General features: G+C 70.9%; 19 protein-coding genes and 1 pseudogene. 10 read left to right on the top strand and 10 right to left on the bottom strand.

Going from position 1 to position 23,420, the window contains the following annotated elements:
- Window positions 1–84 precede the first annotated feature (84 nt).
- Window positions 85–1,353: an MFS transporter gene (locus ABZ873_RS05300; RefSeq protein ID WP_360865441.1), complete on the top strand. Its 1,269-nt coding sequence runs from the start codon at window positions 85–87 to the stop codon at window positions 1,351–1,353.
- Between the two features lie 66 nt (window positions 1,354–1,419).
- On the opposite strand, the gene ABZ873_RS05305 is transcribed toward ABZ873_RS05300, so the two are convergent.
- Window positions 1,420–2,886, bottom strand: a complete 1,467-nt coding sequence (locus tag ABZ873_RS05305; protein ID WP_360865444.1) for a CCA tRNA nucleotidyltransferase — start codon at window positions 2,884–2,886, stop codon at window positions 1,420–1,422.
- 186 nt (window positions 2,887–3,072) lie between these two features.
- Here ABZ873_RS05305 and ABZ873_RS05310 point away from each other — a divergent pair, with 186 nt between their 5' ends.
- From ABZ873_RS05310 to trxA, 7 genes are all read left to right on the top strand, one after another.
- Complete coding sequence (locus ABZ873_RS05310) at window positions 3,073–5,328, top strand: DUF6049 family protein (RefSeq protein WP_360865447.1); 2,256 nt, start codon at window positions 3,073–3,075, stop codon at window positions 5,326–5,328.
- A 46-nt stretch (window positions 5,329–5,374) separates the two neighbouring features.
- On the top strand, window positions 5,375–7,549 hold the full coding sequence (gene murJ / locus ABZ873_RS05315; protein WP_360865450.1) for a murein biosynthesis integral membrane protein MurJ: 2,175 nt from the start codon (window positions 5,375–5,377) through the stop codon (window positions 7,547–7,549).
- A gap of 117 nt (window positions 7,550–7,666) precedes the next feature.
- Complete coding sequence (locus ABZ873_RS05320; protein WP_360865454.1) at window positions 7,667–9,400, top strand: protein kinase family protein; 1,734 nt, start codon at window positions 7,667–7,669, stop codon at window positions 9,398–9,400.
- A 105-nt stretch (window positions 9,401–9,505) separates the two neighbouring features.
- Window positions 9,506–10,207, top strand: a complete 702-nt coding sequence (gene sigM / locus ABZ873_RS05325) for an RNA polymerase sigma factor SigM (protein WP_360865457.1) — start codon at window positions 9,506–9,508, stop codon at window positions 10,205–10,207.
- Window positions 10,204–11,133, top strand: coding sequence for a hypothetical protein (locus ABZ873_RS05330; RefSeq protein ID WP_360865460.1), 930 nt, complete (start codon window positions 10,204–10,206; stop codon window positions 11,131–11,133). Before sigM ends, ABZ873_RS05330 begins: the two co-directional genes overlap by 4 nt.
- Before the next feature lie 124 nt (window positions 11,134–11,257).
- Window positions 11,258–12,217 (top strand): thioredoxin-disulfide reductase, encoded by a 960-nt coding sequence (gene trxB / locus ABZ873_RS05335; protein WP_360865463.1) that lies wholly within the window; start codon window positions 11,258–11,260, stop codon window positions 12,215–12,217.
- A 59-nt stretch (window positions 12,218–12,276) separates the two neighbouring features.
- On the top strand, window positions 12,277–12,618 hold the full coding sequence (trxA, locus tag ABZ873_RS05340) for a thioredoxin (protein WP_360865466.1): 342 nt from the start codon (window positions 12,277–12,279) through the stop codon (window positions 12,616–12,618).
- Window positions 12,619–12,693: 75 nt separating this feature from the next.
- On the opposite strand, the gene ABZ873_RS05345 is transcribed toward trxA, so the two are convergent.
- The 9 genes and pseudogenes from ABZ873_RS05345 to rpmH all read right to left on the bottom strand — a co-directional run bounded on the left by ABZ873_RS05345 (window position 12,694) and on the right by rpmH (window position 19,164).
- Window positions 12,694–13,311 (bottom strand): GNAT family N-acetyltransferase, encoded by a 618-nt coding sequence (locus ABZ873_RS05345; protein WP_360865469.1) that lies wholly within the window; start codon window positions 13,309–13,311, stop codon window positions 12,694–12,696.
- Between the two features lie 105 nt (window positions 13,312–13,416).
- Complete coding sequence (locus tag ABZ873_RS05350; protein WP_360865472.1) at window positions 13,417–14,520, bottom strand: ParB/RepB/Spo0J family partition protein; 1,104 nt, start codon at window positions 14,518–14,520, stop codon at window positions 13,417–13,419.
- A complete protein-coding gene (locus tag ABZ873_RS05355) occupies window positions 14,517–15,605 on the bottom strand; it encodes an AAA family ATPase (protein WP_360865476.1) in 1,089 nt (362 codons plus the stop codon). The genes ABZ873_RS05350 and ABZ873_RS05355 overlap by 4 nt, the downstream gene beginning before the upstream one ends.
- Before the next feature lie 266 nt (window positions 15,606–15,871).
- Complete coding sequence (gene rsmG / locus ABZ873_RS05360; protein ID WP_360865479.1) at window positions 15,872–16,588, bottom strand: 16S rRNA (guanine(527)-N(7))-methyltransferase RsmG; 717 nt, start codon at window positions 16,586–16,588, stop codon at window positions 15,872–15,874.
- A gap of 129 nt (window positions 16,589–16,717) precedes the next feature.
- Window positions 16,718–17,230, bottom strand: coding sequence for a R3H domain-containing nucleic acid-binding protein (locus ABZ873_RS05365; protein WP_360865483.1), 513 nt, complete (start codon window positions 17,228–17,230; stop codon window positions 16,718–16,720).
- A 15-nt stretch (window positions 17,231–17,245) separates the two neighbouring features.
- The gene (yidC, locus tag ABZ873_RS05370; protein ID WP_360865486.1) at window positions 17,246–18,349 is read right to left on the bottom strand and encodes a membrane protein insertase YidC; all 1,104 of its coding nucleotides are present in this window, start codon (window positions 18,347–18,349) and stop codon (window positions 17,246–17,248) included.
- A gap of 30 nt (window positions 18,350–18,379) precedes the next feature.
- Window positions 18,380–18,634, bottom strand: a pseudogene (yidD, locus tag ABZ873_RS05375) (membrane protein insertion efficiency factor YidD); the annotation flags it as partial.
- The gene (gene rnpA / locus ABZ873_RS05380; protein ID WP_360865489.1) at window positions 18,631–19,005 is read right to left on the bottom strand and encodes a ribonuclease P protein component; all 375 of its coding nucleotides are present in this window, start codon (window positions 19,003–19,005) and stop codon (window positions 18,631–18,633) included. The pseudogene yidD and the gene rnpA, both read right to left, overlap by 4 nt.
- 21 nt (window positions 19,006–19,026) lie before the next feature.
- Entirely contained in the window at window positions 19,027–19,164 is a 138-nt protein-coding gene (rpmH, locus tag ABZ873_RS05385) for a 50S ribosomal protein L34 (protein WP_018547628.1), read from the bottom strand.
- A gap of 355 nt (window positions 19,165–19,519) precedes the next feature.
- On the opposite strand from rpmH, the gene dnaA reads away from it, so the two are divergent.
- Window positions 19,520–21,304 (top strand): chromosomal replication initiator protein DnaA, encoded by a 1,785-nt coding sequence (dnaA, locus tag ABZ873_RS05390; RefSeq protein ID WP_360865493.1) that lies wholly within the window; start codon window positions 19,520–19,522, stop codon window positions 21,302–21,304.
- Between the two features lie 909 nt (window positions 21,305–22,213).
- On the top strand, window positions 22,214–23,344 hold the full coding sequence (gene dnaN, locus ABZ873_RS05395; protein WP_360865496.1) for a DNA polymerase III subunit beta: 1,131 nt from the start codon (window positions 22,214–22,216) through the stop codon (window positions 23,342–23,344).
- Window positions 23,345–23,420: the final 76 nt, after the last annotated feature.

Raw genomic sequence — 23,420 nt, forward strand, 5'->3', positions numbered from 1 at the left:
GACACCTGGACTTCGGCTGTTCTTCCGCGGAGGGTCCCCGGGCAATGTGCCCGGGGACCCTCCGCGTGTGTGACCCTTGCCCTCATGCCTGTCGTACGTGATCTGCGCGTACTCCTGCGCCTGAGGGACTTCCGCAACCTGCTCGCCGTACGGCTGCTCTCGCAGGCGGCGGACGGGGTCTACCAGGTCGCGCTGGCCACCTATGTCGTCTTCTCCCCGGAGAAGCAGACCTCGCCCGCGGCCATCGCCTCCGCCATGGCGGTACTGCTGCTGCCCTATTCGGTGATCGGCCCCTTCGCCGGGGTGCTGCTCGACCGCTGGCGCCGCCGCCAGGTCTTCCTCTACGGCAACCTGCTGCGGGCCCTCCTCGCCTGCGTCACCGGGATGCTGATCGTCGCGCACGTCCCCGACTGGCTGTTCTACGCCTCGGCCCTGTCCGTGACCGCCGTGAACCGCTTCGTCCTGGCCGGGCTGGCCGCCTCGCTGCCCCATGTGGCCGGTCCCGGGCAGCTCGTCACCGCGAACGCCCTGTCCCCCACCGCCGGGACCCTCGCCGCGGTGGCCGGCGGCGGGCTCGCCTTCCTCGTCCGGCTCCTGGCCTCCGGCTCCAACGCCCTGGTGGTGCTGCTCGGGGCGGGGCTGTACCTGTGCGCCGCCCTCGTCTCCCTGCGGCTGGCCATCGGCCTCCTGGGACCCGACCATCCCCCGGGCCGGGTCCGCCCCTCGGTGGCCGAGGGGATCGCGCTCACCGTGCGCGGCATGGCCGAGGGCCTGCGGCATCTCGCCGCCCGGCGCGAGGCGGCCCGGGCGCTCACCGCGATGACCATGATGCGGTTCTGCTACGGGGCCCTGTTCGTCATGCTGCTGATGCTCTGCCGCTACGCCTGGTCGGGGAGCGAGGCCGAGGGGCTGGCGCTGCTGGGCATCGCCGTCGGCACCTCGGGGGCGGGATTCTTCGCGGCCGCCGTGGTGACCCCGTGGATGGTGGGGCGGCTGGGCACCCTCGGCTGGATCACCGCCTGCGCGGCGGGCGCCGCGGTGCTGGTGCCGGCGCTCGGCCTGTTCTTCGCCCCCGGTCCGATGCTGGTCGCGGCCTTCGTCCTCGGCCTCGCCACCCAGGGCGCGAAGATCTCCACCGATACGGAGATCCAGTCCCAGGTGGACGACGACTACCGCGGGCGGGTGTTCTCCGTCTACGACGTGCTCTTCAACGTGGCCTTCGTCGGCGCGGCGGCGGTGGCCGCCCTGGTGCTCCCGGCCGACGGGCGGTCCGTGGTCCTGCTGGTCTGCGTATCCGCCCTCTACGCGGGCACCGCGGTGCTCCTCGGCCGGCGCCGGCGATGTTTCACGTGAAACATGCCTCCCTGAGCCGGACGCCGGGGACGGTGTTTCACGTGAAACACCGTCCCCGTCCGGGCCTCACGCCTGGGCGGTCCACCACTCCTTGAGCGCGGCGACGGCGGCCTCGTGCTCCATCGGCCCGTGCTCCAGCCGCTGGTCCAGCAGGAAGGCGTACGCCTTGCCGATCACCGGACCCGGACCGACGTCCAGGATCCGCATGATCTCGTTGCCGTCCAGGTCGGGCCGGATCGCGTCCAGCTCCTCCTGCTCCTGGAGCTGGGCGATGCGCTGCTCCAGCCCGTCGTAGGTCCGCGAGAGGGCATTGGCCTTGCGCTTGTTCCGGGTGGTGCAGTCGGACCGGGTCAGCTTGTGCAGCCGCTCCAGCAGCGGCCCGGCGTCGCGGACGTAGCGCCGCACGGCGGAGTCGGTCCACTCGCCGTCCCCGTAGCCGTGGAAGCGCAGGTGCAGCTCCACCAGCCGGGACACGTCCTTGATCATGTCGTTGGAGTACTTGAGAGCGGTCAGCCGCTTCTTGGTCATCTTCGCGCCCACCACCTCGTGGTGGTGGAAGGAGACCCGGCCGTCGCTCTCGAAGCGGCGGGTGCGGGGCTTGCCGATGTCGTGCAGCAGCGCCGCGAGCCGCAGCACGAGGTCCGGCCCGTCCTGCTCCAGGGCGATCGCCTGCTCCAGCACGATCAGCGAGTGGTCGTAGACGTCCTTGTGGCGGTGGTGCTCGTCACGCTCCAGCCGCAGCGCCGGCAGCTCGGGCAGCACCCGGTCGGCCAGCCCGGTGTCCACCAGCAGGCCCAGACCGCGCCGGGGGTTCGCGGAGAGGATCAGCTTGTTCAGCTCCGCCTGCACCCGCTCCGCCGAGACGATCTCGATCCGGTCGGACATGGCCTTCATGGCCGCCACGACCTCCGGGGCCACCTCGAAGTCCAGCTGCGCCGAGAACCGCGCCGCCCGCAGCATCCGCAGCGGATCGTCCGAGAAGGAGTCCTCCGGGGTGCCGGGGGTGCGCAGCACTCCGGCGGCCAGGTCCTCCAGACCGCCGTGCGGGTCGATGAACCGCTGCTCGGGCAGGGCGAGGGCCATGGCGTTGACCGTGAAGTCGCGCCGCACCAGGTCCTCGTCGATGGAGTCGCCGTAGGAGACCTCGGGCTTGCGCGAGGTGCGGTCGTACGCCTCCGAGCGGTAGGTCGTGATCTCGATCTGGAAGTTCCGCACCGTGCCGTCGCCGCGGGCGTTCTTCTGGGCGCCGACGGTGCCGAAGGCGATGCCGACGTCCCAGACGGAGTCGGCCCAGGGCCGGACGATCTTCAGGACGTCCTCGGGGCGGGCGTCGGTGGTGAAGTCGAGGTCGTTGCCGAGACGCCCGAGCAGCGCATCGCGGACCGAGCCGCCGACCAGGGCGAGGCGGAAGCCCGCCTCCTGGAACCGGCGGCCGAGCTCGTCGGCGACAGGAGCCACCCGCAGCAGTTCACTGACCGCGCGGCGCTGCACCTGACTCAGGGCACTGGGGTTGTCTTCATTGGCGTTCGGCACAACAGAAAAGGGTACGTGCCCGGCCCGGCGGCGGCCGCCCCGTTTAACGGCCACCCCGGTACCCGGCCGGGCCGGGGCGGAGCCGATCATGTGGACCAAGGTGCGGCACTCGCACACAGCGCACCTCGTTACCATGCGTGGACGCAGAAAAGACGACCACTGACACTTCTAGGGACGGGCTAGCGCGTGGCCGAGGCGGCAGACATCCAGGGGGCTTCACCTGCTCCTGTCCGGCGCCGGTGGCTGCGGCGCGCGATCGTGCTGCTCGCCGGGACCCCGGTGCTGGCCGGTCTCGTCTACGCCCCCGCCCCGGAGGCCGAGGCGGCCGCCGCCTCCTCCGCCGACGTCCAGCTGATCTCCATGAGCCCGAACGCCCCGGTGAAGGGCGACACCCTCACCATCGAGGGCACCGTCAGCAACACCGGCTCCGAGACGATCACCGACGCGCACGTGGGCCTGCGGGTCGGCCCCGCCCTCGCGGACCGCTCGTCCATCGACGAGGCGGCCGAGCGCAACGGCTTCCGGGCCGGCGCGGACCCGGGCGAGATCGACCCGGCCCACGCGGTGAAGATCGACTCCCTGCCGTCGAAGGCCAGCAAGCCCTTCACCCTGTCCGTCCCGGTGAACAAGCTCGAACTCGACAAGGACGGGGTCTACCAGCTGGGCGTCTCGCTCTCCGGGGCCACCGAGAGCCGCCCGTCCGAGCAGGTCCTGGGCATCAAGCGGACCTTCCTTCCCTGGCAGCCGGAGGCCGCCTCCAAGCGCTCCCAGCTGACCTACGCCTGGCCGCTGATCTCCGGCACCCGGGTCACGGCGGAGACCGGCTCCGACGAGCTCCAGACCCCGGTCTTCCTGAACGAGTCGCTCGCCGACGAGCTGCGGGCTGGCGGCCGGCTGGAGCAGATGGTCACCCTCGGCAAGGACCTGCCGATCACCTGGGTCATCGACCCCGACCTGCTGTACACGGTCGACGCGATGACCAAGGGCTACCGGGTGCGCGGTCCGAACGGGAAGACCGTCCCGGGCAAGAACAAGGCGCTCGCCGAGCAGTGGCTGAGCTCGCTGGAGACGGCCGTCCAGGGCAAGAAGGTCGTCGCCCTGCCCTTCGCCGACCCCGACCTCGCCTCCCTCGCCCACCACGGCAAGGACGTCTCGGGCACCCTGGGGCAGCTGCGGCCCGCCACCGACAAGGCCAAGCAGGCCGTCGAGACGGTCCTGCACGTCCCCGCGTCCACCGACTTCTCCTGGCCCGTGGACGGCGCCATCGACCCCTCGATCGTGAACGTGGCCACCTCGGCCGGCGCGCACAACGTCCTCACCCGCAGCGACAGCCTGGTGGAGACCGGCGCCCTCGGCTACACGCCCTCGGCCGCCCGGCCCATCGGCTCCGGCACCACGGCCGTCGTGGCGGACGCCGAGCTGTCCACCGCCTTCGAGGGCGACATGGTGAACGCGGGCAGCTCCACCCTCGCCGTGCAGAGGTTCCTCGCCCACACCCTGGCCCTGAACCTGCAGCGGACCGACGAGCAGCGCAGCTTCGTCGTGGCCCCGCAGCGGATGCCCTCGGTCAGCCAGGCCCGCTCGATGGCCGCCGCCGTACGCGGACTCCAGGCGGGCCGCTGGACGCAGCCCGCGGACCTGGAAGCGGCGGCCGCCGCGAAGCCCGACCCCGGTGCCGCCACCCAGGTGCCGGGCGCCGGGCAGTACCCCGACGGCCTGCGCAAGCAGGAGCTGCCGGTGGCCGCCTTCGAGAAGATCCGCACCACCCAGAACACGCTCGACCGCTTCAAGGTCATCCTCGCCGCGCCCGACCGCGTCGAGATCCCCTTCGGCAACACGATCAACCGCGAGATGTCCACCTCGTGGCGGGGCCACGCCGAGGAGGCCGGCCTCTACCGGGACCAGGCGCAGGAGTACCTGACGGGTCTCACGGAGAAGGTCAAGGTCGTCCCCAAGTCCGACGCGACCCTGTCGGGACACAGCGCGACCATCCCGGTCAGCGTCCAGAACAGCCTGGTCCAGGACGTGCACGGGCTGGTGCTGCGGGTGGAGTCCGCCAACCGGACGCGCCTGATGTTCAGCGACAGCGAGCAGCCGGTCACGGTCCAGGGCGACCACACGCAGACGGTGAAGTTCACGGCCAACGCCAGCGCGAGCGGCCCCGTGGAGGTCACGGCGCAGCTGTTCACCAAGGACGGCGTCCCCTACGGCAAGAAGCGCACCTTCACCGTGGAGGCCACCGAGATCACCCCCACCGTGATGCTGGTCATCGCGGGCGGTGTGCTCCTGCTGGTCCTCGCGGGGATCAAGATGTACGCGAGCCGCAAGCGCGTCGCCGCCCGCGCGGCCGCCGAGGAGAGCACGCAGCCGAGTGACGAGTCCCCGGACACCGGACCGCAAAGCACCGAGGGGTCCGGCACGAGTGAGACAGTGGACCGTTGAGCGATGCCGTGGCCGGTCGGCCTGGGGACGATGAGGTGGGGTTTCGATGAACGCGCCGTACGACGGTGACCGCGCGCAGGGCACTGGCGGGCCCACGCCCTCCCAGGGCACTGCCCCGGGCACTCCGGTGCCCGGGCAGGTTCCCGCGCCCGCGCCCGCGCCGGACCACGACCCGTATGTCCAGGACGCCTACGACTACGACCCGTACCGGTCCCAGGACCTGTCGGCGCAGGACCCGGTCGCCGAGGTCCTGTACGACCGCGCCTCGCACCCCCCGCCGCCGCCCGGCACCTACCAGGAGCCCGGTCCGCTGTACGCGGCGCCGGCCGCGCCCTCGTACGCCCCCGACCCGCACGTCTGGGCCCAGACCCCGCCGCCCGAGCCGGACGGTCCCTCGCGGCACCTGCCGTACGGCGACAGCCCCGCGACCACCGAGTTCGTCGGTGTGGACTCCCTGGTGACCCGCGCCACGGAGGAGCAGCCCGAGCCGGACGCCTTCGCGCACCTGTACCGGGACCAGGAGGCGGCTCCCCGTACGGCCGTCGAGGACGCCCCCGTGGCAGCCCCGGCGCCGGCCAAGCCCGCCGGGCGCGCCGCGAGCCTGCTCAAGTCCAGCGCGCTCATGGCCGCGGGCACGATCGTCTCGCGCATCACCGGCTTCCTGCGGACCCTGGTGATCGCCGGCGCGATCGGCGTCGGCACCTTCAACGACACGTACCAGATCGCCAACACGCTGCCCACGATGATCTACGTGCTGGTCGGCGGCGGCGCCCTGAACGCCGTCTTCATCCCGCAGCTGGTCCGGGCCATGAAGAACGACGACGACGGGGGCGAGGCGTACGCCAACCGGCTGCTGACCCTCGTCGTCGTCCTGCTCGCCGCGATCACCACCATCTGCGTGCTGGCCGCACCGGTGTTCATCACGATGATGTCGCCGAAGATCGCCTCCGACCCGCAGCAGATGGACGTGGCGGTCGCCTTCGCCCGCTACTGCCTGCCCACGATGTTCTTCATGGGCATCCACGTGGTGCTCGGTCAGATCCTCAACGCCCGCGGCCGCTTCGGCGCGATGATGTGGACCCCGGTCCTCAACAACATCGTGGTCATCGCCACGTTCGGCGCCTTCATCTGGGCCTTCGGCGGCTTCACCACCTCCGGCGTCAGCGCCGCCACCGTCACCTCCGACGGGGTGCGCCTGCTGGGTCTGGGCACCCTGCTCGGCCTGACCGTCCAGGCCCTCGCGATGCTGCCGTACCTGCGCGACGCCGGCTTCACGCCGCGGCTGCGCTTCGACTGGAAGGGCCACGGCCTCGGCAAGGCCGCCCGCCTGGCCAAGTGGACGTTCTTCTTCGTCCTCGCCAACCAGGTCGGCCTGGTCATCGTCACCCAGCTCGCCACCTGGGCGGGCGCGGTCGCCGAGAAGCAGGGCCACCCCGGTACCGGCATCACCGCCTACAACTACGCGCTGCTGCTCTGGCAGATGCCGCAGGCCATCATCACCGTCTCCGTCATGACGGCCGTCCTGCCCCGCATTTCGCGCTCCGCCCACGACGGGGACGCCGCCGCGGTCCGCGACGACATCTCCTACGGGCTGCGCACCTCGGCCGTCGCGATCGTGCCCTGCGCCTTCGCGTTCCTCGCGCTGGGCGTCCCGATGGCCACCCTGCTGTACGCGGGCTCCGGCGCCGGCGCCCAGAACATCGGCTACGTGCTGATGGCCTTCGGCCTCGGACTCATCCCGTACTCCGTCCAGTACGTGGTCCTGCGCGGGTTCTACGCCTACGAGGACACGCGCACGCCCTTCTACAACACCGTCATCGTCGCCGCGGTCAACGCCTCCGTCTCCGTGGCCGCGTTCTTCGTCCTGCCCGCCCGCTGGGCGGTCGTCGGCATGGCCGCCGCCTACGGCCTCGGCTACGCCGTGGGTGTCGGCGTGGCCTGGCGCCGCCTGCGCACCCGGCTCGGCGGCGACCTGGACGGCGCCCACGTGATGCGCACCTACGCCCGCCTCACCGGCGCCTGCGTCCCGGCCGCGGCCGTGGCCGGGGGAGCCGCCTATGGCATCACCCAGTGGCTCGGCAGTGGAGTCCTCGGTTCCGCCGCCGCGCTGGCGGGTGGCGGCATCGCCCTGGCGGCCGTCTTCCTCATCGCGGCCAAGCGGATGCGGATCGAGGAGCTCAACGCGATGGTCGGGATGGTCCGCGGACGTTTGGGGCGCTGATGCGCACAACCGTCGCCCCCTTTCGTGTGTCGTGCATAGCGTCGGACTGTGGGCACAATTGGCTTGGCTTCGCAGACTGACCCGGAGCGCGCAACGGATGGGGAGGCAGGAACGACGGTGGCGGAACGTAGCACGGCTGCCGTCGACGTGGCCGACAGCAGCGGCGACCAGCCGCTGGCCGCAGCAGCGGCACAGGCCACGTCCGACGGGGTGGACACCCAGAACGGACGAGCCGCGGACGGACCCATGCCCGACAAGGACGGCGAACGCAAGAGCGCGGCCCCCGCGGCCGCGCCCGAACTCCACAGCGGCCACAAGCTGGCCCGGCGCTACCGGCTGGAGGAGTGCGTCACCCGTGTGGACGGCTTCAGCAGCTGGCGCGCCATGGACGAGAAGCTGCGCCGGGCGGTCGGCGTCCACCTCATGCCCGCGGACCACGCACGGGCCCGTTCCGTCCTCGCCGCCGCCCGCTCCTCCGCGCTGCTCGGCGACCCCCGGTTCGTCCAGGTCCTCGACGCCGTCGAGGAGAACGACCTCGTCTACGTCGTCCACGAGTGGCTGCCCGACGCCACCGAGCTCACCGCCCTGCTCGCCGCCGGCCCGCTGGAGGCCCACGAGGCGTACCAGCTCGTCAGCCAGGTCTCCCAGGCGATGGCCGCCGCGCACCGCGAGGGCCTGGCCCATCTGCGGCTGACGCCCAGCGCCATACTCCGCACGTCGAGCGGCCAGTACCGGATCCGCGGCCTCGCCGTGAACGCCGCCCTGCGCGGCATCACCAGCGAGACCCCGCAGCGGGCCGACACCGAGGCCATCGGCGCCCTGCTGTACTCCGCGCTCACCCAGCGCTGGCCGTACGAGAACGACGCGTACGGCCTGACCGGCCTGCCCAAGGGTGTCGGCCTCATCGCCCCCGACCAGGTCCGCGCCGGTGTCCACCGCGGTCTGGGCGAGCTGGCGATGCGCGCCCTGGCCAACGACGGGGCCACCGCCTCCCGTCAGGAGCCGGCCTGCACCACCCCCGACGAGCTGGCCAAGGCCGTCGCCGCGATGCCGCGCATCCGGCCGCCGGAGCCCGCCTTCACGGCCCCGCCGGAGTACCAGCACACCACCTACCAGCAGGGCAGCTACGGCCGCCCCGCGCAGCCCGGTGTGACCACCGTCCTGCCCCACCCCGTCGTGCCCCCGCCGCCGCCGCTCCAGAGCCGCACCGGCCGCGCCCTCAAGTGGGGCGTCGCCGCCCTGCTCATCGCCGCCCTCGGCCTGGGCAGCTGGCAGCTGGCCGACACCCTCCTGGACCGCGTCAACCAGAAGGGCAGCAGCGGCACCAGCAACAACACGAAGACGGGCCCGGAGGACAACCCGAAGGCGCCCGAGCGGGTGACGGTGCCGATCAAGGCGGCCGCCGAGTACTACCCGGACGGCAAGCCCCAGGACATCGACGGCGTCCCCAAGAGCCACGACGACGACCCGAACTCGTTCTGGCGGACCTACCGCTACGACGACGGCCCGGTCATGGGCGCCTACAAGGACGGCCTCGGCCTCGTCTTCGACCTGGGCGAGGAGCAGGAGGTGAGCGCCGCCTCGATAGCGTTCCGCTACAACGGCGACCACACCACCGCGACCCTCTACGCGGCCCCGAGCATGTCCTCCTCGACCCCGGTCAAGAGCCTCCAGCAGATCGCCACGGGGACCACCTCCGACAAGCGGATGGAACTCACCGCGGCCAAGCCGGTCAAGGCGCGGTACGTGGTCCTGTGGCTCACGGCCATGCCGAAGGCGGGGGCCTCCGAGTTCAGCACCGCCGGATACAAGCAGGGCATCTCGAACGTGGTCTTCTCGCGGAACTCCTAGCGCTTCCGGCCCGCCCGGCGGGGCAGGCGGCATGCGGGGAGGCCGTGCCTCCCGGGACGGACCCGCAGGTACGACACGTGCACGGCTTCCGACAGGAGGGGAATCATGAGGCCCGCGGCTGACGACCCCGCCCCCGCCTCGGACCGGGAGCTCCTGGCGCGGCATGTCGCCGGGGATCCGGAGGCGTTCGGGGAGATCGTCCGGCGGCACCGGGACCGGCTGTGGGCCGTGGCGCTGCGGACGCTCCGGGACCGGGAGGAGGCCGCCGACGCGGTGCAGGACGCCCTCGTCTCGGCCTACCGGGCGGCGGGCGGCTTCCGCGGGGAGTCCGCCGTCACCACCTGGCTGCACCGGATCACCGTCAACGCCTGCCTGGACCGCGCCCGCAAGGCGTCCTCCCGCAGGACCGCGCCGCTCGACGACACCGAGCGGCTGGAGAGCCTGCTGGAGCCCCACGAGTCCGCCGAGGCCCCCGCGGAGCGCGAGGAGCTGCACCGCCAGCTCATCGCCGCCCTCGGCACCCTGCCCGCCGAGCAGCGCGCCGCGCTCGTCCTCGTCGACATGCAGGGCTACCCCGTGGCCGAGGCCGCCCGGATCCTCGACGTGCCCCCCGGCACCGTGAAGAGCCGCTGCGCCCGCGGGCGGGCGAAACTCGTGCCGCTGCTCATGCATCTGCGCTCGAATGCCGTGGATAACACCGCCGCGGAGCGGGGAAGGAACCGGACGCCGGGGACGTCCGTCCCACCAGCGGCAGACCCCAGGCATCCAGACCCAGACGCAGTGAAGGGCGGAGGTGGACGCACATGACCCCGGCGACCGGCACGCACGGCACGATCCGGCACCCGGAGGTCTCCGAGATCTCCGACCTGACCGAAGGTCTTCTCTCCCCGGCCCGTTCCGCCGAGATCCGCCGGCACCTCGACGACTGCGCCCTGTGCGCGGACGTACGGACCTCGCTGGAGGAGATCCGCGGCCTCCTCGGCACCCTGCCGGGACCGGCCCGGATGCCCTCCGACATCGCCGGCCGCATCGACGCGGCCCTCGCCGCCGAGGCCCTGCTCGACGCCACCCAGCCCGCGCCCCCCGCCGCTCCGGAACCGCGGCCCCGCGCCGGCGAGCGCGCTGTTTCACGTGAAACATCGCCCGCGGGTCACCCGAGCGGCCCAACGGGTCCCGGCCGGCGCCGCGCCCGCCGCCGGATCGCGGTCCTCGGCGGCCTGGCCGGAGCCGCGGCCTGCGCCGCGGGCCTCTTCCTCTTCGGCGGCATCTCCGGCAGCCCGGCCCACGACAGCGCCGCCCGTACGGAGGCCCCGGCCTCCGCCGACCAGCACTCGGCCGGGACGGCGGGCGGCCCGGACTACACCGGGCAGGGCCTCCGCGAGGGCGTCGGCCGTCTCCTCGCCCTCGCCCCCGGCGCCCGGACCGCCCCCGGTGAGGAGAACAGCACCTTCGGCACGGAGGACGCCGGCACCGAGGCACCCGGGGTCGCCCCCCGGGACAAGTCCGCCGCGGCGGAGGTGCCCGCCTGCGTGCGGGAGGCGACCGGCCGCACCGAGGCCCTGCTCGGCGCCGAGCGCGGCACCTACCAGAAGGCGGGTGTCCACCTCCTGGTCCTCCCGCACCCGAACGATTCCTCCCGCGTGGACGCGTACGTCGTCGACAGCGGCTGCGAGAACTCCGGCGCGGGCACACCGGGAAAGGTGCTCGTGAAGAACACCTATCCCCGGAGCTGACCCCTTCCGGGCGGCGGCGGGCCGGGGCGGGAATGCACGCGCCGTAGGATCCGTTGGGTGGGGTGAGAGTCCGCACCGGCCCCCGGTAGGCAGCACGCAGTCCGCAGAAACGAGGAAGCAACCCGTGAGCGACGTCCGAAACGTGATCATCATCGGCTCCGGGCCGGCCGGTTACACCGCCGCCCTGTACACCGCACGCGCTTCGCTCAAGCCGCTGGTCTTCGAAGGCGCCGTCACCGCCGGTGGCGCCCTGATGAACACCACCGACGTGGAGAACTTCCCGGGCTTCCAGGACGGCATCATGGGCCCGGACCTCATGGACAACATGCGCGCCCAGGCCGAGCGCTTCGGCGCCGAACTGGTCCCGGACGACATCGTGTCGGTGGACCTCACCGGTGAGATCAAGACCGTCACCGACACCGCCGGCACCGTGCACCGCGCGAAGGCCGTCATCGTCACCACCGGTTCGCAGCACCGCAAGCTCGGCCTGCCGAACGAGGACGCCCTCTCGGGCCGTGGCGTCTCCTGGTGCGCCACCTGCGACGGCTTCTTCTTCAAGGACCACGACATCGCCGTGGTCGGCGGCGGCGACACCGCGATCGAGGAGGCAACCTTCCTCTCCCGGTTCGCCAAGTCCGTCACGATCGTCCACCGCCGCGACAGCCTGCGCGCCTCCAAGGCCATGCAGGACCGCGCCTTCGCCGACCCGAAGATCACCTTCGCCTGGGACAGCGAGGTCGCCGAGATCCACGGCGACCAGAAGCTCTCCGGCCTCACCCTGCGCAACACCAAGACCGGTGAGACCTCCGCGCTGCCCGTGACCGGCCTGTTCATCGCCGTCGGCCACGACCCGCGCACCGAGCTGTTCAAGGACCAGCTGGACCTCGACGACGAGGGCTACCTCAAGGTCGAGGCGCCCTCCACCCGGACCAGCGTCACCGGCGTCTTCGGCGCCGGCGACGTCGTGGACCACACGTACCGTCAGGCCATCACCGCCGCCGGCACCGGCTGCTCCGCGGCCCTGGACGCCGAGCGCTTCCTCGCCGCCCTCGCGGACGCCGAGAAGGCCACCGCGGCGGTCTGACCGGCCCGACATCCCGCACCAGCCCCACACCCCACCCCGCAGGAAAGAAGGAGGCCGCTGTGGCCGGCACTCTCAAGACCGTGACCGACGCCGATTTCGAGGCCGAGGTCCTCAAGAGCGACAAGCCCGTCCTGGTGGACTTCTGGGCCGCCTGGTGCGGACCGTGCCGCCAGATCGCGCCCTCGCTGGAGGCCATCGCCGCCGAGTACGGCGACCAGATCGAGATCGTCAAGCTCAACATCGACGAGAACCCGGCCACGGCCGCCAAGTACGGCGTCATGTCCATCCCGACGCTGAACGTCTACCAGGGCGGCGAGGTCGCCAAGACCATCGTCGGTGCCAAGCCGAAGGCCGCCATCCTGCGTGACCTCTCCGACTTCGTCGAGGTCAAGACCGCCTGACGGCCGTTCTGTTCCACGTCGCACGGGCCCGCCCCTCCCCGGGGGCGGGCCCGTCGCCGTACGTCAGCCCGTCGCTCAGAGCGGGCGCAGCGCGGGCTCCTTGCGCGCCCCGCCCAGGAGCCGGTCCAGTGCCAGCTCCACGTCTTCCTTCCACGACAGGGTCGAGCGCAGCTCCAGCCGCAGCCGCGGATGCACGGGGTGCGGCCGTACGGTCTTGAAGCCCACCGCGAGGAGATGGTCCGCGGGCAGCAGGCACGCGGGCCCCTCCCAGCGCGCGTCCCCGAACGCCTCGATGGCCCGGAAGCCCCGCCGCAGCAGGTCCTTCGCCACCGTCTGCACCATGACCCGCCCGAGGCCCTGCCCCTGGTAGCCGGGCATGATCCACGCGGTGATCAGCTGGACGGCGTCCGGCGACACCGGGCTGGTGGGGAAGGCCGTGGCCCGGGGGACGTAGGCCGGGGGTGCGTAGAGCACGAAGCCCACGGGGACCTCGTCCACCAGCACCACACGGCCGCAGGACCCCCACTCCAGGAGGACGGCGGAGATCCACGCCTCCTTCTCCGTCGCCGCGGTGCCCGCCTTCACGGCCGCCTCACCGCTGACCGGATCCAGTTCCCAGAAGACGCAGGACCGGCAACGCCGCGGCAGATCCTGGAGGTTGTCCAGCGTGAGCGGTACCAGCCGACGACCCATGACCGCATCGTATCCACTGGCCCCTCGATCTTCGACAGCAAAGCGAAGGGGCGGACCGCGCCGGTTTTTCACCGGTACGGTCCGCCCCTTCGTACGCCTCGGAGCTCAGTCCGCGGACTGCCCCTGCTCCAGCACCCGGCCCTCGCCCGGCGCCAGCGTGCCCAGGATGCGCTCCAGATCCTCCATCGAGGCGAACTCGACGGTGATCTTGCCCTTCTTCTGGCCCAGGTCCACCTTCACCCGGGTCTCGAAGCGGTCCGACAGCCGCGTCGCCAGCTCGCTCAGCGCCGGCGAGACCCGTGCTCCCGCACGCGGGCCCTTGGGCTTCACCCCGCTCGACGGCTCCGAGGCCATCAGCTGCACGATCTCCTCGACCGCACGCACCGACAGCCCCTCGGCCACGATCCGGTACGCCAGCCGGTCCTGCTCCGCGGAGTCCTCCACCGGCAGCAGCGCCCGCGCGTGCCCGGCCGAGAGCACACCCGCGGCCACCCGGCGCTGCACCTGCGGGGACAGCTTGAGCAGGCGCAGCGTGTTGGACACCTGCGGGCGCGAGCGGCCGATGCGGTCGGCCAGCTGGTCGTGCGTGCAGTGGAAGTCCTGGAGCAGCTGGTCGTACGCCGCGGCCTCTTCGAGCGGGTTGAGCTGTGCCCGGTGCAGGTTCTCCAGCAGGGCGTCCAGCAGCAGCTTCTCGTCGTCCGTCGCGCGGATGATCGCGGGGATGGCATCGAGACCGGCCTCGCGGCAGGCCCGCCAGCGCCGTTCACCCATGATCAGCTCATAGCGGCCGGGGGCCACCTGGCGCACCACGACCGGCTGGAGCAGACCCACCTCCTGGATGGAGGTCACCAGCTCGGCGAGCGCGTCCTCGTCGAACACCTCGCGCGGCTGCCGCGGGTTCGGGGTGATCGCGTCCATCGGCAGCTCGGCGAAGCTCGCCCCCGCCACCGCTCCCGCCGCACCCTCGGCCTCGGCCACAGGCTCGGGCTCCGCGGCCGGAGCCGCCGCGAGCGATGTTTCACGTGAAAGATCGGCCTGCGCCAGCGAGGCGAGCTTCGCCGCCGCCACCCCGCGCTCCGCGGGAAGGACCGGCACCGCCGAGGGCGAAGCCGACCCGGGGCTGACCACCGGGGCCGGCACCTTCTCCTGCGTGGCCGCGGGGATCAGCGCGGCGAGCCCTCGTCCCAGACCTCTACGTCGATCGCTCATTGGATCCCCTCCGCCACACTCTGCGTGCTGTTCATGCCCGGGCCCAGATGGGCGTGCCGGGATTCGTAGTGCATTCCGACCCCCCGGAACGCGATCTCGCGGGCCGCCTCCAGGTAGGAGAGGGAGCCGCTGGAACCCGGGTCGTACGTGAGCACCGTCTGCCCGTAGCTCGGCGCCTCGGAGATGCGCACCGACCGGGGGATGCTCGTCCGCAGCACCTCCTTGCCGAAGTGGCTGCGCACCTCCTCCGCCACCTGCGAGGCCAGCCGGGTCCTGCCGTCGTACATCGTCAGCAGGATGGTGGACACGTGGAGCGCCGGGTTGAGGTGGGCGCGGACCAGATCCACATTGCGCAGCAGCTGGCCCAGGCCCTCCAGCGCGTAGTACTCGCACTGGATCGGGATCAGTACCTCCGCGCCGGCCACCATCGCGTTCACCGTCAGGAGACCGAGCGAGGGCGGGCAGTCGATGAGGATGTAGTCGAGGGGCTGGTCGTACGCCTGGATCGCGCGCTGGAGGCGGCTCTCCCGCGCCACCAGCGAGACCAGCTCGATCTCCGCGCCGGCCAGGTCGATCGTGGCGGGCGCGCAGAACAGGCCCTCCACGTCCACCACCGGCTGCACGACCTCCAGCAGGGGCCGGCTGTCCACGAGCACGTCGTAGATGGACGGCACCTCGGCGTGGTGGTCGATGCCAAGGGCGGTGGAGGCGTTGCCCTGCGGGTCGAGGTCGACCACGAGGACGCGGGACCCGTTCAGGGCCAGCGAGGCCGCCAGGTTCACGGTGGTCGTGGTCTTGCCCACGCCGCCCTTCTGGTTGGCGACCACGATGACCCGGGTCTGCTCCGGCCGGGGCAGCGGCTCACCGGAGCGCCCCAGGGCGTCCGCCGCCGGCTGGGCGGCCCGGCCGAGAGGGGTCTCGTTGTCCACGAGGGGTGGGGACGATGTTTCACGTGAAACATCGTCGCCCGCCGATTCAGAGCGGGGACCGGGGACCGGGTCGGCCATCGGCCCCGCGAGGTTGGCGTCGGACCGCACGGTGTCACTCTCCTCGACATCAGGCTCGCGATGAACAGAGCCTGCCATGTCCCCAGGGTCGCGAACCAGCGGGGCCCTTACTCCTGTGGATGAATCCACCGTTGTGGACAACTCCGTCCCCCTCGCGTCCTTGCGCGGGAGGGGGGACGCGGCCGCACGGCCGCGGCTGATGATTCCGTGCAGCAGAGAGCGACGTTTCACGTGAAACACGATGCCCGGACGGACTGTTCAGCTCTCCACGACACTCCGACATCCCTCCCTGGAGGGCCCAACGCGGACAGCGTCCACGCCGGGCCCCCGGGACGGCGGGCCGGTCAGCGGCGCCGGCGGACCCGTCCGACCCTGGCCGCCTTGGCCCGCTTGGCCGCGAACCTCACACCGCCGGGACTCTCCCCGACCTCGACCCGGACCACCGTCGACAGCGGATCCACCAGACCCTCGCCCACCTGGAGCACCGAGGTCTTCACCACGCCCAGCTTCGTGAGGGCGGTCTTCGCCGAGACCAGCTCCTCCTCGGCGGTGTCACCCTTGAGCGCCAGCATCTCCCCGTACGGACGCAGCAGGGGAACGCCCCAGCCGGCCAGCCGGTCCAGCGGGGCCACCGCACGCGCGGTGACCACGTGCACCGGCTGCATCTTGCCCAGGACCTCCTCGGCACGGCCGCGCATCACCGTGACATGGTCCAGCCCCAGCAGCTCCACGGCCTCCTGGAGGAAGGTGGTCCGCCGCAGCAGGGGCTCCAGCAGGGTGATCCTGAGGTCCCGGCGCACCAGGGCCAGCGGGATACCGGGCAGCCCGGCGCCCGAGCCCACGTCGCACACGCTGACATTCTGGGGCACCACTTCCGACAGCACCGCGCAGTTCAGCAGGTGCCGTTCCCACAGCCGCGGCACCTCACGCGGCCCGATCAGGCCCCGCTTGACTCCCGCGTCCGCCAGCAGCTCCGCATACCGCACCGCCTCGGGAAAAAACTCACCGAACACCGCGCGTGCCTCTTCGGGCGCCGGGGGAAGCTCAGCTGCCTCCGTCACGGGGACCGTCCTTCCGTACCTCGTGGCTCCGAGGACCACGTCCTCAGGATGCCGCGTCCTTCACATGCCAGGCTGACAAACATCGGCCCCGCCTGCGATACAGACGGGGCCGAAGACTCATGCGTGCGGTCAGGCGGGGAGCACAACGACGAAGCGCTGCGGCTCCTCGCCCTCGGACTCGCTCCGCAGACCCGCGGCCGCCACGGCGTCGTGGACGACCTTCCGCTCGAACGGGGTCATCGGGGCCAGCTTCAGCGGCTCGCCGGACGCCTTCACGTCCGCCGCGGCCTTGGCACCCAGCTCCGCCAGCTCCTCGCGCTTCTTCGCACGGAACCCGGCGATGTCCAGCATCAGCCGGCTGCGGTCCCCGGTCTCCCGGTGCACGGCGAGGCGGGTCAGCTCCTGCAGGGCCTCCAGGACCTCACCGTCGCGGCCCACGAGCTTCTGCAGGTCGCGGCCGGAGGAGTCACTGACGATCGACACCGCGGCACGGTCGGCCTCGACGTCCATGTCGATGTCCCCGTCCAGGTCCGCGATGTCGAGCAGACCCTCCAGGTAGTCGGCCGCGATCTCACCCTCCTGCTCGAGGCGGGTCAGGGTGTCGCCACTCTCAGCGGCGGCGGTGGTGGTGCCTTCCGTCACGGGAGGGACTCCTTCTTACTTCTTGGAAGAGGGCTTGCTGGGCGTCTGACGCTGCGACTTGGTCTGCCGCTTCGGCTGCTGCCGCTTCGCGGCACCGCCGCTCGCCGCATCCGAGTCTGCCGTGGCCTCGGCGCTCTTGATCACGGAGCCGTCGGCCTGGGCGGCCATCCCCTGCTTCGAGAGAGCCGCGATGAACTTGCGCTCGTTGTCGTTGCGGTCCGGGCCCTTGGCGACGATCGCCGCGACGACCTTCTTCTTGCCCCGGCCCTTGAGCTCGCCGTGCGAGCCGACGTGCTTGAGCAGGCGGGTCAGGTACTGGTCCTGCGCCTTGCTGCCCGGGGTCGGGTTCTGGTTGATCACGTACATCTGCTGACCCATGGTCCAGACGTTCGTGGTGAGCCAGTACACGAGGACACCGACGGGGAAGTTGATGCCCATGACGGCGAAGATCAGCGGGAAGATGTACATCAGCATCTTCTGCTGCTGCATGAACGGCGTCTTGACCGAGAGGTCGACGTTCTTCTGCATCAGCTGACGCTGGGTGTAGAACTGCGACAGCGACATCATGACGATCATGACGGCGGTCACGACGCGCACATCGGTCAGGGTGGCGCCGAGCGCCGCGACCTTCTCCGAGCTGTCCATGAACTTCGCGGCGATCGGCGCACCGAAGATCTTGGCTTCACGGGCGCTGTCGACGAGCTGCTGGTTCAGGACGCCGATGGTCTTGCCGTCGGCGATGTTCGCCAGCACGTGGTAGAGCGCGAAGAAGAACGGGGACTGCGCCAGGATGGGAAGGCACGAGGAGAGCGGGTTGGTACCCGTCTCCTTGTACAGCTTCATCATCTCTTCGGACTGACGCTGCTTGTCGTTCTTGTAGCGCTCCTGGATCGCCTTCATCTTCGGCTGGAGCGCCTGCATGCCACGCGTCGCCTTGATCTGCTTCACGAACAGCGGGATCAGGCAGATACGGATCAAGATCACCAGAGACACGATGGACAGGCCCCAGGCCCACCCACTGTCCGCACCGAAGATCGCGCCGTACAGGCTGTGGAACTGGACGATGATCCACGAGACGGGTGTGGTGATAAAGCTGAACAGACTGGCAATCGTGTCCACTAATCAGGCTCCTTGAGCATTGCGAGATCTACGCAACGCACTGCGCAGCTGCTCGTGCCAACGCGGGCGTTTACGAGGTGGGACATGGTCCACACCACCCGGGGACCACGGATTGCACCGCAGGATCCGCCAGGCGGTCAGTGCTGTCCCCTTCACCGCACCATGCCGGTCGATGGCCGTGTACCCGTAGTGCGAGCACGAGGGGTAGTAACGGCACACCGGCCCGAGCAGCGGACTGATCGTCCACTGGTACAGCTTGATCAAAGCGAGCAGCGGGTACTTCATCGAGCCACGCCTCCCAGGAGCCGCGCCAGAGCGGCATCCAGGTCCCGGGCCAGTTCCTCGGGGCCGGCATCGCCCGCTCCGGGCAATGCGCGTACCACCACCAGGCTACCGGCGGGCAGCCTCGGGAGCCGCTCGCGGACCAGATGCCGGAGACGGCGCTTGACCCGGTTGCGCACGACGGCGTTGCCGACGGCCTTGCTGACGACGAAACCCGCACGCGACGAGGGAGCTTCCTCCCCCGACTCGTGCGGGTCCGTTGCACCGCTTGTACGTAGGTGGACGACGAGGAGCGGGCGACCGGCCCGACGGCCTCGGCGCACCGCGCCCGCGAAGTCCTCGCGCCGCCTCAGCCGATTTTCGGGAGACAGCACGACGTCACGACCTGCGCGTTGTTACGCGGAAAGGGCGGCGCGGCCCTTGGAACGGCGGTTCGCCAGGATCGCGCGGCCGGCACGGGTACGCATCCGCAGGCGGAAGCCGTGGGTCTTGGCACGACGGCGGTTGTTCGGCTGGAAGGTGCGCTTGCTCACTCGGGGGCTCCAGAGAATGAATCGTTGTGGCGGGACATCGCCTGGCTGTCACCGTGCGCCCACGAGGAAACTCGCGTGTTCGCCCGAGTGGCACCGCTAATTGATCACTATCAGTGACCTTCGCCCATCGGTAGGCAGGCGGCAGCAGCCATCGACAACTCGACCTCGTTACGGTACGCGCGGCTACGCCATCCGGTCAAACCGAGCCGACCCGGCCCCGCTCTGTGCACAGGCTGTGGACAACGACTTGAACCGCAGGCTCCGGCCTGACTACCGTTGCTCGACCCTGGATTTTTTGTCCCGACCGTCCCAAAGAACCACACATTCGTGGGACCCCTGTGAGAGAGCGTGCTCTGTGGCTGACGTACCTGCCGATCTTGCCGCAGTGTGGCCAAGGGTGCTGGAGAAGCTCCTCGGGGAAGGACAGCCGGGCATCGAGCCCAAGGACAAGCAGTGGGTCGAGCGGTGCCAGCCCCTGGCGCTGGTCGCCGACACCGCCCTCCTCGCCGTCCCCAATGAATGGGGCAAGCGGGTACTGGAGGGCCGGCTGGCCCCGCTGATCAGCGACGCGCTCAGCCGCGAGTGCGGCCGCCCGATCCGGATCGCCATCACCGTGGACGACTCCGCCGGCGAGCCCGCGCCCTCCGCCCCGCCCGCCCAGCAGCCCGGCGGGTACGAGCCGTACGGCGGCCAGCGCCAGGGCGGCGGCTCCTCCGAGGACCAGCTCCCCGCGGCCCGCCCCGCCTACCCGGACTACCAGCAGCCGCGCTCCGAGCCCGGCGCCTGGCCCCGCGGCGGCCAGCAGGACGACTACGGCTGGCAGCAGCCCCGCCTCGGCGGCTTCCCCGAGCGCGACCCCTACGCCTCCCCGCAGCCGGGCTACCTCCAGCAGTCCGAGCCCCCGGCCTACGAGCAGGGTTCCTACGACCAGAGCTCCTACGAGCAGCAGCCGTACGAGCAGTCCCCGTACGAGTCCCAGCAGAACCACGCGTCCCACCAGTACGAGCAGCCGTCCTACGAGCAGCCCTCCCCGCGCCCCGCGCCCGGCCGCCCCCCGGCCGCGCCCCCGGCCCCCTCCGGCGGCTCCAGCTCGGGCCCGCCGGAGCCGACCGCCCGGCTGAACCCCAAGTACCTCTTCGACACCTTCGTCATCGGCGCCTCCAACCGCTTCGCGCACGCCGCCGCGGTGGCCGTGGCCGAGGCGCCGGCGAAGGCGTACAACCCCCTCTTCATCTACGGGGAGTCGGGTCTCGGCAAGACGCACCTGCTGCACGCCATCGGGCACTACGCGCGGAGCCTGTACCCCGGCACCCGCGTGCGGTACGTGAGCTCCGAGGAGTTCACCAACGAGTTCATCAACTCCATCCGCGACGGCAAGGGCGACGCCTTCCGCAAGCGCTACCGCGAGATGGACATCCTGCTCGTCGACGACATCCAGTTCCTCGCGAGCAAGGAGTCGACGCAGGAGGAGTTCTTCCACACCTTCAATACGCTCCACAACGCGAACAAGCAGATCGTCCTCTCCTCCGACCGGCCGCCCAAGCAGCTGGTGACCCTGGAGGACCGGCTCCGCAACCGCTTCGAGTGGGGCCTGATCACGGACGTCCAGCCGCCCGAGCTGGAGACGCGTATCGCGATCCTGCGCAAGAAGGCCGTCCAGGAGCAGCTCAACGCCCCTCCGGAGGTACTGGAGTTCATCGCCTCCCGCATCTCGCGCAACATCCGCGAGCTGGAGGGGGCGCTGATCCGCGTCACGGCCTTCGCGAGCCTCAACCGGCAGCCGGTCGACCTGGGGCTCACCGAGGACGTCCTCAAGAACCTGATCCCGGGCGGCGAGGACAGCGCCCCGGAGATCACCGCCTCGGACATCATGGCGGCCACCGCCGACTACTTCGGGCTCACGGTGGACGACCTGTGCGGATCCTCGCGCAGCCGCGTCCTGGTGACGGCCCGCCAGATCGCCATGTACCTGTGCCGGGAGCTCACCGACCTCTCGCTGCCCAAGATCGGGGCGCAGTTCGGCGGCCGCGACCACACCACCGTCATGCACGCGGACCGGAAGATCCGCGCCCTGATGGCCGAGCGGCGCTCCATCTACAACCAGGTCACCGAGCTCACCAACCGCATCAAGAACGGCTGACAGACCCCCTTCACGGCACCTCCAGAGGGCGCTCCCGGTCCACATCGGGGGCGCCTTTCGGCGTTGAGAGGGGCGTCCTTCGGCGTTGAAGGGGGCGCTCTTCGCCGTTGAGGGGGGCGCTCGTCTTCGTCCGTGCGCCTCTTGTCTGTTCGAATACGCCCCCTGAGGAGCAACTCATCCACAGATTCGGTGACTTTCTTCCGTCCACACCCTGGGGACCGGCTCCGTCACCCACAATCTGTCCACAGGGCCGTCGGGTGAGGAACCATCAGACCAGGTCAGACCCCTGTGGATTTGTGCACAAACGTTATCCACAGGCTGTGGACGACGACTTCCTCCACAGGGCTGTGCACGAGGTTTTCCACCGTCGGCCCACAGGTTCCCGCATCCTGTGCACAGGTTCTGCAGGGTTCTCCACACCCTTGTCCACTGTTCGGCAACGCGCCACCCCCTCTCACCGCCCGGAGTGAAAGCCGTCACACGGATGTAGACGTTTGGGCTGTGGAGTACCGGGGGAAAGCTGGGGACACACCTGTGGACTAATCGGGGTCTCCTGGGGACAGCCTGTGCAGAACTTTTGTTTCTCCACAGGGACCTCGGGTTGTCCACCGGTGTCATACACAGGGTCGGTGGATAAAAAACGCGGGCTGAGCTGCGCAAACGGAGTTATCCACCGTTTCCACAGGCCCTACTACTACTCCCATGGACAGTTAGCTCGGATTCGGTTTTCAAGCGGGTCCTGTGCACAACTCGTCGATCGGCCGTCCCGCCGCCCAGGTCCCGACTTGACCGGCGGCCGCAGCGAGTGTCGGCGCCGTACGTCAGACTGGTCCCCGGCATCGGTCGAGGCATCGACGGGCCGACGACGAAGGCCGACGGACGAGCGAGCAACAGCAGGAGGCGGTTCCGGTGAAGATCCGGGTGGAGCGCGACGTACTCGCGGAGGCGGTGGCCTGGGCGGCCCGTAGCCTCCCGGCCCGGCCGCCGGTGCCCGTTCTCGCGGGCCTGCTGCTCAAGGCCGAGGACGGCACGCTGAGCCTGTCCGGCTTCGACTACGAGGTCTCGGCGCGGGTCTCCGTCGAGGCGGACGTCGAGGAGGACGGCACCGTCCTGGTCTCCGGCCGGCTGCTGGCCGACATCTGCCGCGCCCTCCCCAACCGCCCGGTGGAGATTTCCACAGACGGTGTACGGGCGACCGTGGTCTGCGGCTCCTCCCGGTTCACCCTCCACACCCTGCCTGTGGAGGAGTACCCGGCGCTGCCGCAGATGCCGACCGCGACCGGCACCGTGCCCGGCGAGGTCTTCGCCGCCGCCGCCAAGCAGGTGGCCACCGCCGCCGGCCGTGACGACACGCTGCCCGTGCTGACCGGTGTCCGCATCGAGATCGAGGGCGACCGCGTCACCCTGGCCTCCACCGACCGCTACCGCTTCGCGGTCCGCGAGTTCCTGTGGAAGCCGGAGAACCCGGACGCCTCGGCCGTGGCCCTGGTGCCCGCCAAGACGCTCCAGGAGATCGCCAACTCGCTGACCAGCGGTGACACCGTCACCCTGGCGCTCTCCGGCTCCGGTGCCGGTGAGGGCCTGATCGGCTTCGAGGGCGCCGGCCGCCGCACCACCACCCGGCTGCTGGAGGGCGACCTGCCCAAGTACCGGACGCTGTTCCCGACCGAGTTCAACTCCGTCGCCGTGATCGAGACCGCGCCCTTCGTCGAGGCCGTCAAGCGCGTGGCCCTGGTGGCCGAGCGCAACACCCCGGTCCGCCTGAGCTTCGAGCAGGGCGTGCTGATCCTGGAGGCCGGCTCCTCCGACGACGCACAGGCTGTGGAGCGCGTCGACGCGCAGCTGGAGGGCGACGACATCTCGATCGCCTTCAACCCGACCTTCCTGCTGGACGGCCTGAGCGCGATCGCCTCCCCGGTGGCCCAGCTGAGCTTCACCACCTCGACCAAGCCCGCGCTGCTCAGCGGCCGCCCGGCGCTCGACGCCGAGGCGGACGAGGCGTACAAGTACCTGATCATGCCGGTGCGCCTGTCCGGCTGACCCACCGCCGCCGACGTCGGGCCCGGTCTCGCGCGCTGCGGGGCCGGGCCCGGCGTCGTCCACAGCCTGGGGACAC

The organism is Streptomyces sp. NPDC047014 (assembly GCF_040644195.1).
GTDB lineage: Bacteria > Actinomycetota > Actinomycetes > Streptomycetales > Streptomycetaceae > Streptomyces.

Coding starts and splice junctions, on each gene's coding strand:
- ABZ873_RS05300 (WP_360865441.1), top strand. CDS start 85: ATGCCTGTCGTACGTGATCTGCGCGTACTCCTGCGCCTGAGGGACTTC.
- ABZ873_RS05355 (WP_360865476.1), bottom strand. CDS start 15,605: ATGGCAGGCTCTGTTCATCGCGAGCCTGATGTCGAGGAGAGTGACACC.
- ABZ873_RS05330 (WP_360865460.1), top strand. CDS start 10,204: ATGACCCCGGCGACCGGCACGCACGGCACGATCCGGCACCCGGAGGTC.
- sigM (WP_360865457.1), top strand. CDS start 9,506: ATGAGGCCCGCGGCTGACGACCCCGCCCCCGCCTCGGACCGGGAGCTC.
- ABZ873_RS05350 (WP_360865472.1), bottom strand. CDS start 14,520: ATGAGCGATCGACGTAGAGGTCTGGGACGAGGGCTCGCCGCGCTGATC.
- ABZ873_RS05345 (WP_360865469.1), bottom strand. CDS start 13,311: ATGGGTCGTCGGCTGGTACCGCTCACGCTGGACAACCTCCAGGATCTG.
- murJ (WP_360865450.1), top strand. CDS start 5,375: ATGAACGCGCCGTACGACGGTGACCGCGCGCAGGGCACTGGCGGGCCC.